Genomic DNA, 11,111 nt, shown 5'->3' on the forward strand with positions numbered 1-11,111 from the left:
ACTTAAATATGACCAAATATAAAAAAGGAGCCTTGCGGCTCCTTTTTTGCTTAAGCGAGTATATTATTCGCCTTTAGCAGCTTTGAAAGCGTCAGCCATTGCGTTACCGAATGCATTGTCATCTTGCTTGTTGATAGATGCCATTGCTTCTTGCTCGTCAGCTTCGTCTTTAGCTTTGATAGATAGGTTGATTACGCGGTTCTTACGGTCTACACCTGTGAACTTCGCTTCAACAACATCACCAGCGCTTAGGATTAGAGAAGCATCTTCTACGCGATCGCGTGATACTTCAGAAGCACGGATGTAACCTTCAACGCCTTCTGCGATTTCAACAGTAGCGCCTTTAGCGTCAACAGCAGTTACAGTAGCGTTAACTAGAACACCTTTCTTGTTGTCAGCAACGTAAGCATTGAATGGGTCATTTTCCATTTGCTTGATGCCTAGAGAGATGCGCTCACGCTCAGCGTCTACTGCTAGAACAACTGCAGAGATCTCGTCGCCTTTCTTGTACTCACGTACAGCTTCTTCGCCAGCAACATTCCAAGAAATGTCAGATAGGTGAACTAGACCGTCGATGCCGCCTTCTAGACCGATGAAGATACCGAAGTCAGTGATAGACTTGATCTTACCAGTAACTTTGTCGCCTTTAGCTTGTGCTTCAGCGAATGACTGCCATGGGTTAGCTTTACACTGTTTCAGACCTAGAGAGATACGACGACGTTCTTCGTCGATTTCAAGAACCATAACCTCAACTTCGTCGCCAACATTAACAACTTTAGAAGGGTGGATGTTCTTGTTAGTCCAATCCATTTCTGAAACGTGAACTAGACCTTCAACGCCTTCTTCGATTTCAACGAAGCAGCCGTAGTCAGTTAGGTTAGTTACGCGACCAGTTAGTTTGTGACCTTCTGGGTAACGCTTAGCGATTGCTACCCATGGATCTTCGCCTAGTTGCTTAAGACCTAGTGATACGCGAGTACGCTCACGGTCGAACTTAAGAACTTTAACTTGGATCTCGTCACCAACGTTAACGATTTCAGATGGGTGCTTAACGCGCTTCCAAGCCATATCAGTGATATGTAGAAGACCGTCAACGCCACCTAGGTCAACGAACGCACCGTAGTCAGTAAGGTTCTTAACGATACCTTTAACTTCAGAACCTTCTTGTAGAGTTTCTAGAAGCTCGTCACGCTCAACGCTGTTCTCTGATTCGATAACTGCACGACGTGAAACAACTACGTTGTTACGTTTTTGGTCAAGTTTGATAACTTTGAACTCTAGCTCTTTGTTTTCTAGGTGAGCAGTGTCGCGGATTGGACGTACGTCTACTAGAGAGCCAGGAAGGAAAGCACGGATACCGTTTAGTTCAACAGTGAAACCGCCTTTAACTTTACCGTTGATGATACCAACAACAGTTTCAGCTTCTTCGTAAGCTTTCTCAAGTACGATCCAAGCTTCGTGACGCTTAGCTTTCTCACGAGAAAGTTGAGTTTCACCGAAACCATCTTCAACAGCGTCTAGAGCTACGTCTACTTCAGCGCCAACTTCAACTTCAAGTTCGCCAGCAGCGTTCTTGAACTGTTCAGCAGGGATAGCAGATTCAGACTTAAGACCAGCGTCAACAAGAACGAAACCGTTCTCGATAGCTACTACAGTACCTTTAACGATGCTGCCTTGTTGGAATTCTGTTTCGTTTAGAAACTCTTCAAAGAGTTGAGCAAAAGATTCAGTCATTTAATTAATCTTCAATAAATTAAACTTCCACGGGTATCCTACCGCATGGGGTTATTAAATTCGCCAGTCATCATCCTTGCGACCAACGCTCTTAGCCTAGTCGAGTATTATTACTCAGCTAGCTTCGATTCGATATATTGTAGTGCCTTTTCTACTACTTCGTCGATAGTCATCGACGTAGAATCTAGCACAAGCGCATCCTCAGCAGGGCGTAATGGCGCCACTGGGCGGTTACGATCTCGGTCGTCACGCTCTTGGATCTCGCTTAAAAGGTCAGCAAATCTAACATCTAACCCTTTCTCTTGCAACTGTTTAAGGCGTCGATTTGCACGCTCTTCAGCACTCGCATCAAGGAAGATTTTTGCTTGCGCACTCGGGAATACAATTGTGCCCATATCACGACCATCAGCAACCAGACCCGGTGCGGTCTCAAATGCACGCTGACGACGTAGTAATGCCTCACGAACACGTGGCAAAGCCGCAACTTTAGATGCTGCCATACCCGTTTCTTCTTTACGAAGCTCCCCTGACACGTCTTCGCCTTCTAGAATGACCTTAACTAAGTCACCTTCCGCGATAAATTGAACGTCTAGGTGTGTTGCTAGTGGGACAAGAGCATCTTCTGACTCGGTGTCGACACCGTGGTGAATCGCAGCAAGTGCAAGTACACGATAAATTGCGCCAGAATCTAAGAGTTGGAAACCCAACTTTTTCGCCAGCAACATACATAAAGTGCCTTTACCTGCACCACTAGGTCCATCTACGGTTACAACCGGAGTTTGAGAGGACATGTTCTTCTCCACCAATAGTTTCTTTTCAGCAATTTGCTCGGTTTTCGAGGCGCACATTATACGGGTAATCAGTCTTTGGAGCGAGGAAAAATGTCGTGTAAAGCATTACACCTAATGCGTAATTGGATTCATCAATAAACATAAAGTTCAACAAAAACGGCGAGAGCTTCCGCCCTCGCCGTTTTAAATGTCATGAACTTAAGCTCGATTAAACAATCGGCTTTTGACCACGCTCAGCTAACTTTAAAATCACACTATCAGCGACTTTACCCGCCACACCTGCTAGCTTGTCTGCCAGCTTTTTCTTCTGCACATAATGCACAGAAAGTACGGTTTTATCTTTGCATGCCGCAACAACGATATCATCAGATGTACTAATGTCATCCACCAAACCAAGCTCTTTCGCTTGTGTACCGAACCAGTGCTCACCAGTGGCTACTTTGTCTAGGTCCAAACTAGGACGACGCTCACGGATGAAGTCTTTAAACAAGACATGTGTTTCTTCAAGTTCTTGCTTAAACTTATCGCGCGCTTTATCGGTATTCTCACCGAACATCGTTAGCGTGCGTTTATATTCACCCGCTGTTAGTTGTTCGTACTCAATGTCATGTTTCTTCAACAGTTTGTTGAAGTTAGGAATTTGTGCGATAACGCCAATAGACCCCACAATTGCAAATGGTGCAGAAACAATCTTATCTGCTACACATGCCATCATGTAACCACCACTTGCCGCAACTTTGTCAACAGAGATGGTCAGAGGAAGACCCGCAGCTTTGATTCGGTCCAGTTGAGAAGAGGCAAGGCCGTAACCATGAACCATACCACCGCCAGACTCTAAGCGAAGTAACACTTCATCACCTTCACGTGCGACAGCCAAAATAGCGGTGATTTCTTCACGTAGAGACGCGACTTCTTTTGCGTCTATGCTACCGTTGAAATCAAGAACAAATAGGTGTGGTTCACGCTTGCTATCTAATGAACCGTCTTTGCTCGCTTGTTTGATTTCTTTCTCGCGAGATTTGTTCTTCTCTTTTTCTTCTTTCTTGACGGCTTTATCTCGAGCCTTGATGAAAGCATCGTCATGCAAATGATGCTCTAACTGCTCAACAGATTGTTTGTGTTGCTCTGAAAGGTTGGTAATCTCTAACTCCCCTTTCGCCGCACCCGATTTGCCACCAGCCGATTTTGCAATAATGAGCAGAACAATTATCGCAGCAACCACCGTGATAATTTTGGCCAGAAACAGACCATAATCTAATAAAAATTCCAACGAGAGCTCCTTTATCTCATTTCAGATGACGTTAGTATGTTACGCAGAAACATCAGCGAGAAGGCAGCGCGGTTTGTAACCACTTGTTCTGATTGATAGCATACTTAACGAAAGTTCTGGAATTGGTATAACACATGAATTGGTGTATTGTAACCATCTTGTCACGATTACCAAGATTTTCCATTGAGAAACAGGCGTTTTTTAGCGTCAATTAACTATCATGGACCCTCTTACAATAATAAGGATTTATCGCCGTGAACTACTCCGTTTCAGCTGATGCTCTAAAAGGTAAAGTCATTCTTGTTACTGGCGCTGGTAATGGCATCGGCCGTCAAGCCGCGCTTTCTTATGCCGAGCACGGTGCAACTGTTATTCTCTTGGGTAGAAATGTGCAAAACCTTGAATCTATCTATGATGAGATTGAAGCTGCTGGCTATCCACAAGCTGCTATCATTCCATTGGATCTCAAGGGTGCAACTCAGCAGAATTACATTGATATGGCAGAGACAATCGAAGGACAGTTTGGTCGCTTGGATGGTCTATTACACAACGCAGGTGTCTTGAGTTCGCTGTGTCCATTTGATCAAATCAAAGAGGAAGACTTCGACGATATCATGCAGATCAACGTGAAAGCCGAAGTGCTAATGACTCAAGCATTACTGCCTGTGATGCGTAAATCAGAAGCTGGGCGTATTATCTTTACCTCTTCAACCGTCGGCCACTCTGGCCGCGCATTCTGGGGGCCATACGCTATCTCTAAATTTGCCGTAGAAGGCATGATGCAAGTTTTAGCTGACGAGCTGAGTGATACACCGATCCGCGTTAACGCAATTAACCCTGGTGCCACTCGTACTCGCATGCGTGAAAAAGCATATCCGGGTGAAGATGCGAATACTCTCAAAACGCCACTGGATATCATGCCGCTATATTTGCACTTAATGGATCCTGCGGTTACCGATGTGAACGGTCAGTGCATCGACGCTCAACCGAAGCGTAAATAACTCATTCAGGTTACCTCACATAATCGATTGAAAAGGCAGCAAACGCTGCCTTTTTTCATTTCTCTCTTCATAAAAATCTTGCGACTTTCTCCCACAGAAATATACTGTATGTATATACAGGTACTTATTATGCAAGATATTATTCAGAACTTAAAAAGCCAACACCTTGTTTGGCAAGCAAATTTAACGAAAGCAGATCCGCAGCAGTTGCAGACTAGTTCCGGTTTTTCTGAATTAGATGATTTGCTCGGCGGAGGCTTTCCACCTAATGGCGTAGTGGAGATGGAATCTATTGGTAGTATTGGTGAATTGCGTTTGCTCGCTCCCTATTTAAAAGCCACTCAGACCAATGGTATGACCGCATTTATTCAACCACCTGCTCTAGTGAACTCTCTGTTTTTACACTACATCGGGTTGGATATAAACCAAGTGTGGGTTGTTACTCCAACTCACCCCAAAGATGCTCTTTGGGCAGCAGAGCAATGTCTGAAAAGTGGGGTATGCAGTAATGTTTTGTTATGGCAAGAAGAGCTTGAAATACATCAAGTGAAACGCTTACAGGTAGCGAGTGAACAAGGTACTTGCCCTCTCTTTATGCTTAAAACAGATACTATCAACCGCTTGTCTTTGCCTGTGTCACTCAGTTTAAAACTGAAAGGCGACGAGCAAGGGATTCATGTTGAAGTGCTGAAAAGGAAAGGAGGCTGGAATAGAGGTAGAGGTAGCGTTAGTATCGGCTTCCAACACCATTATCCGCAACTGGTGAAACCATCATCTGAAACTGTGCACTCGACTGTGGTCAATTTCCCACTGGCGAACCAAGGTTAGTGATATGGCTCTGTGGATTTACTTGCACTTCCCTCGCCTGCAGCTAGACGCACTCTTTGGTGATAACCAAGAACAACCCGTGGTGATTGTCGAAAGCCAACGTTGCCAGATTATTCAATACAACGAGATTGCCGAACAACAAGGCATTAAACCAGGTATGGGCCTAGGCAGTGCTGCGTCCTTGTGTCGAGATTTACAAGTGCATCCTTATCATCCACAAACCGAATTAAATAAATTACAAGAGGTAGCCCAGTGGTTGTATTTGATCACATCTGACGTTGTGTTGATGCCAAACCAAGGTATTTTACTGCGTGCTACTCCAATGCTCGCTCTGTATGAAGGGCTTGAAAACTATTGGAGTAAAGTCAGAGCTCACTTATCGGAGCTGAAACTGAGTTTTCAATTCGGATGTGGTTTTTCGCCTTTTGCTGCCAAATTGATGGCAATATCAGGAGCGAACGTCATCAGTGAAGACAAATCTGCCATACAAAAAGCTTTATCACCACTACCGTTAAAACTGACAGATTTATCAAACGCTACCGTAGAGAAGTTACAACGTGTAGGCGTCACCACATTGCAAAACCTGCTTGAACTGCCATTGCAAGACATCGCACGACGCTTTGATATCGATTTGGTGAACTACGTTGGTCGACTGACTGGGCAGTTTAAACACCCTGTCGACTTTTATCACCCTACCGAATCCTTCCAAGTTTATTTAGAGCTCTTGTTTGAGATCGAAAACGTTCAGTGGATTAAAAAGCCGTTGACCAAATTACTTCGTCAACTCGAAACCTTTCTAAAATTAAGAGATAAGGTCGCTTTTGAACTGTGTTTAACACTCCACCAGCGTGAGAAACAAGAGCAACACCTTCAACTCACTTCTGCGCAAGGTGATTACCTATGTCAGCGTTGGCAACAGTTAGCGAGTTTAAGCTTAGAATCACTCTCGCTTAATGGCCCAGTCACAGGGCTAACGTTAAAAGTCATCCGTCAAGGTGAGCCTCTTAGTGCATCACGCGATCTCTTTGCTGGGCAGAAAGGAAACATGAATGCTTTAGAGCTGCTCTCTTTACTGCAAGCTAAATTGGGAAAAAGTGCCGTTTTAAAACCCAATATTGCTTGCGATCCTAGACCAGAAAAGGCCAGTCAGTATCGCCCTGCTGATGCTCCGGATGAAAAGGGGCACGCCATACCATCCATACTACGCCCAGCAATGCAATTACCGACTCCCATTGTATTGCAAGAGCAAGTTTCTTTGGTCCACGGACCTGAGCGAATAGTTTCTGGGTGGTGGGATGGTGATGAGATCATGCGTGATTACTACATTGCACACACCAAGCAAGGCCGCTGGTTATGGATATTTCGCGATCAGCACAAGCACTGGTTTCTTCATGGCTATTTTTGTTAAATCGACAGTTATTTTTGTTGGGTCATTATGAGTTACGCGGAACTATTTTGTCAGTCTAACTTCTCTTTTTTGACTGGGGCTTCTCATGCAGAAGAGCTGGTACTCCAAGCTGCTTTCTATCGCTATCAAGCTCTAGCTATAACGGATGAATGTTCAGTCGCGGGCGTTGTCAAAGCCCATACGACCATCGAACAACATAAACTCGATATCAAACAAATCGTTGGAAGTATGTTTTGGTTAAATGATGAATGCCAAATCGTACTGCTTTGCCCTTGTCGCAAGGCTTATGCCGAGTTGTGTCGTATCATCACAAACGCAAGGAGACGCAGTGAAAAAGGCAACTATCAACTGTTCGAATGGGATTTGATGTCGGTTCGACATTGTTTGGTATTGTGGCTGCCCACACATCAAGAGAGTGATCACTATTGGGGGCGCTGGCTCAATCAACACCACGCTAATCGTTTGTGGGTAGCGATTCAGCGCCATTTGAGTAACAACGATACTGAGTACATTGCGCACTGCGAGCAGTTAGCACATGAATTTCAATTACCTATAACTGCCTGCGGAGGCGTTCTCATGCATGATGTTGAACGCTTGCCATTACAGCATGTACTTACTGCTATAAAACATGGGTGTAGCGTCGATAAACTCGGTTTTGACCGTATTTCGAATACTGAGCGAGCGCTTCGTCCTTTTAAAAAGTTGATTCGGATTTACAAACCAGAATGGCTGGAAGAAAGTACTTACATCGCCGATTTATGCGAGTTTAAGCTCTCCGATTTAAAATACGAATATCCTACCGAGCTGATCCCAGATGGTTATACACCCGACTCTTACTTACGTATGTTGGTCGAACGTGGTAAAAAGCTGCGTTTTCCTGAAGGCGTGCCAGCAGAAGTCAATCAAACCATCGAGAATGAACTGGCGCTTATTCAAGAGCTTAAATACCACTACTACTTCCTTACTATTCACGACATCGTAATGTTTGCGAAACAGCAAGGTATTCTTTACCAAGGGCGAGGTTCCGCTGCAAACTCTGTAGTGTGTTATTGCCTGGAAATTACCGCCGTCGATCCTCGACAAATCGCTGTCTTATTCGAACGATTTATCAGTAAAGAACGTAAGGAACCGCCGGATATTGATGTGGACTTTGAACACGAGCGCCGTGAAGAAGTTATCCAGTATATTTACAAAAAATATGGTCGTGAGCGTGCAGCACTTGCTGCAACAGTGATCAGCTATCGCTTTAAAAGTGCCGTGCGTGAAGTCGGTAAAGCACTAGGGATTGAAGAGACCCAATTAGATTTTTTCATTAAGAACGTTAATCGCCGAGATCGCAGCCAAGGCTGGCAAGCTCAAATTATTGAACTTGGCTTACAACCAGAATCTCTCAAAGGGCAGCAGTTTATCCAATTGGTCAACGAGATCATTGGCTTCCCACGCCATTTATCTCAGCACGTAGGTGGCTTTGTAATTTCATCTGGCCCTTTATATGAGTTGGTACCTGTTGAAAATGCCTCGATGGAAGATCGCACTATCATTCAATGGGATAAAGACGATTTAGAAAGCTTGAAGCTACTAAAAGTCGATGTACTCGCACTCGGCATGTTAAACGCCATCAAAAAGTGCTTTCAACTGGTCGAGAAACATCACCAGCGATCCCTCTCGATTTCCGAGATCACTCGCCGACAAGATGATCCACACGTGTACCGCATGATCCAAAAAGCTGACACGATAGGCGTATTCCAAATTGAATCTCGTGCACAAATGAGCATGCTTCCTCGCCTAAAGCCTGCTTGTTATTACGACTTAGTGATTCAAATTGCAATTGTTCGTCCAGGCCCTATTCAGGGTGATATGGTGCATCCTTTTTTAAAACGACGAGATCACAAAGAGCCTGTCAGTTATCCATCGGAAGAAGTAAAAAGCGTTCTGGAGCGGACTATGGGCGTCCCTATTTTCCAAGAGCAAGTCATCAAGCTAGCCATGGTAGCCGCAGGGTTTAGCGGCGGCGAGGCCGATCAACTCCGTCGAGCGATGGCATCATGGAAAAAGAATGGCGATCTCGCTAAATTCAGACCAAAACTGATCAATGGTATGCAAGAGAGAGGTTATGACTTAGCGTTTGCTGAGCGCATTTTCGATCAGATTTGCGGCTTTGGTGAGTACGGCTTCCCTGAAAGTCATTCAGCGTCTTTCGCAGTGCTGGCATATTGTTCTGCATGGTTAAAATATTATTACCCAGCCGAATTTTACACTGCATTATTGAACAGCCAACCAATGGGATTTTATAGCCCATCGCAATTAGTACAAGATGCTCGCCGACATGGCGTCGAAGTATTGCCGGTGTGCGTCAATCATTCAAAATATCAACATCATCTCGTCTCACGTCCGAATGGCAGGCTCGGCGTGCAACTTGGTTTTCGCTTGGTGAAAGGCTTTAACGCAGAAAGCGCACAAAGGCTTATTGAGCGCAAACCACTTAATGGTTACCGATCGATTCAAGAAGTAAAGCAGATATTAAGAAGCCGAAGTGACATTGAATTATTGGCTTCAGCCAATGCATTTCAGGCCTTATCGGGAAATCGTTATAACGCTCGCTGGGCAGCAATGGATTCCTTATCTGACCTACCATTGTTTCACAAGGTCGAAGAACCCAATGTTAGCTACCAGACTCAACCCTCTGAATATGAAAATTTAATTGAGGATTACGCAAGCACGGGACTATCTCTTAGCCGCCATCCAATTAAATTATTAGAAGAAACGGGCAAACTCCCTCACTTTACCCGCATGAGGCAACTGACAGAGAAACCGCATAAGTCACTGGTCACAGTGGTAGGTGTGGTAACAGGAAGACAATCTCCAGGCACCGCCGCTGGCGTGACATTTTTTACGTTAGAAGATGACACGGGCAACATTAATGTGGTCGTTTGGCAAGCTACAGCACGAGCCCAAAAGCAAGCGTATTTAGGCGCTAAAGTATTAATGGTGAAAGGCATTCTTGAAAGAGAGGGAGAAGTCACGCACGTCATTGCTGGTAAGTTGATTGATTGCACGCACTACTTGAACAATCTACAAAGTAAATCTCGGGATTTCCATTAGTACAGAGGAATTAAGGAGAGAGATGTTAAAAATCAGAGAGAGGTGCGCTCCCTCTGGTTTCACTAGATCTAATCATGCACTTTTAGAAAGCATCTGGCGTAACCGGTCTTGAGCAACTTCAACCAACAGATCTGGTTGGAATTTAGAGATAAAACGATCACAACCTACTTTTTGTACCATGGCTTCATTAAAACTACCGCTCAGAGAAGTGTTCAATGTGATAAACAACTTAGACATACGTGGATCTTGGCGCACTTCATGGGTCAGTTTATAACCGTCCATTTCAGGCATTTCAGCATCCGTAATCATCATCAATAGCTCTTTTTCTACATCTTTACCTTCATCACACCAACGTTTTAAAACCGTTAACGCTTCTAGCCCGTCACGACACTCGATGATATTCATACCTAATTGAGAAAGCGTATCGCGAACTTGATTACGAGCTGTAGAGGAATCATCCACAATCAGAACATTACGCCCGACCATTGCTTGGGCCAATTCTTGATCGAGAATGTCCTCCGAGATAGTCACGTCGTAATGCACGATCTCTGCTAAAACTTTTTCAACGTCAATAATTTCGACAATTTGAGAGGCATCCCCCTCTTTGATTTGCGTGATAGCCGTGAGGTAATTCGAGCGACCAGACGTGGAAGGAGGCGGCTGAATTTCAGTCCATGCCGTATTAATAATGTTTTTAACCGGACCGACTAAGAAGCCCTGCACCGTGCGGTTGTACTCTGTCACGATCAAATTTTCTTCTTCCGCTTCACCACGTAAAGCAGGAAAACCAATTGCGCCTCGTAAATCAATCACTGGTACCGCTTCACCTCGTAGAGAAGCAACCCCACGAATATTGTAGTGCGATCCTGGGAGCTTGGTTAACGGCGGAAGCTTGATGACCTCTTTCACTTTGAACACATTAATCGCAAATAATTGGCGACTATTTAAAGTGAACAGCAGAAGCTCTAGTCGATTTT

General features: G+C 44.6%; 8 protein-coding genes. 4 read left to right on the forward strand and 4 right to left on the reverse strand.

All coding sequences use genetic code 11. The annotated features are described in order from the left end of the window. Positions 1-63: 63 nt before the first annotated feature. The 3 genes from rpsA to sohB all read right to left on the reverse strand — a co-directional run bounded on the left by rpsA (position 64) and on the right by sohB (position 3,795). Entirely contained in the window at positions 64-1,734 is a 1,671-nt protein-coding gene (gene rpsA / locus CAG68_RS01270) for a 30S ribosomal protein S1 (protein ID WP_005385817.1), read from the reverse strand. Between the two features lie 110 nt (positions 1,735-1,844). Continuing rightward, a complete protein-coding gene (cmk, locus tag CAG68_RS01275; RefSeq protein ID WP_021033981.1) occupies positions 1,845-2,525 on the reverse strand; it encodes a (d)CMP kinase in 681 nt (226 codons plus the stop codon). A gap of 208 nt (positions 2,526-2,733) precedes the next feature. Then, a complete protein-coding gene (gene sohB, locus CAG68_RS01280; RefSeq protein ID WP_005385819.1) occupies positions 2,734-3,795 on the reverse strand; it encodes a protease SohB in 1,062 nt (353 codons plus the stop codon). 254 nt (positions 3,796-4,049) lie between these two features. Here sohB and CAG68_RS01285 point away from each other — a divergent pair, with 254 nt between their 5' ends. The 4 genes from CAG68_RS01285 to CAG68_RS01300 all read left to right on the forward strand — a co-directional run bounded on the left by CAG68_RS01285 (position 4,050) and on the right by CAG68_RS01300 (position 10,134). Further along, positions 4,050-4,796, forward strand: coding sequence for a YciK family oxidoreductase (locus CAG68_RS01285; RefSeq protein WP_005372980.1), 747 nt, complete (start codon positions 4,050-4,052; stop codon positions 4,794-4,796). A 129-nt stretch (positions 4,797-4,925) separates the two neighbouring features. Then, positions 4,926-5,624, forward strand: a complete 699-nt coding sequence (imuA, locus tag CAG68_RS01290) for a translesion DNA synthesis-associated protein ImuA (RefSeq protein ID WP_086046931.1) — start codon at positions 4,926-4,928, stop codon at positions 5,622-5,624. Positions 5,625-5,628: 4 nt separating this feature from the next. Further along, positions 5,629-7,032 (forward strand): Y-family DNA polymerase, encoded by a 1,404-nt coding sequence (locus CAG68_RS01295; protein WP_161440700.1) that lies wholly within the window; start codon positions 5,629-5,631, stop codon positions 7,030-7,032. A 27-nt stretch (positions 7,033-7,059) separates the two neighbouring features. Continuing rightward, a complete protein-coding gene (locus CAG68_RS01300) occupies positions 7,060-10,134 on the forward strand; it encodes an error-prone DNA polymerase (RefSeq protein ID WP_065274706.1) in 3,075 nt (1,024 codons plus the stop codon). Between the two features lie 72 nt (positions 10,135-10,206). Here the strand turns inward: CAG68_RS01300 and CAG68_RS01305 are convergent. Further along, positions 10,207-11,111, reverse strand: a 905-nt coding sequence (locus CAG68_RS01305; RefSeq protein ID WP_161440701.1) for a chemotaxis protein CheW, incomplete at its 5' end; no start/stop codon positions are given.

The organism is Vibrio sp. V42_P2S4T144 (assembly GCF_009904715.1).
GTDB classification, from domain to species: Bacteria; Pseudomonadota; Gammaproteobacteria; order Enterobacterales; family Vibrionaceae; genus Vibrio; species Vibrio alginolyticus.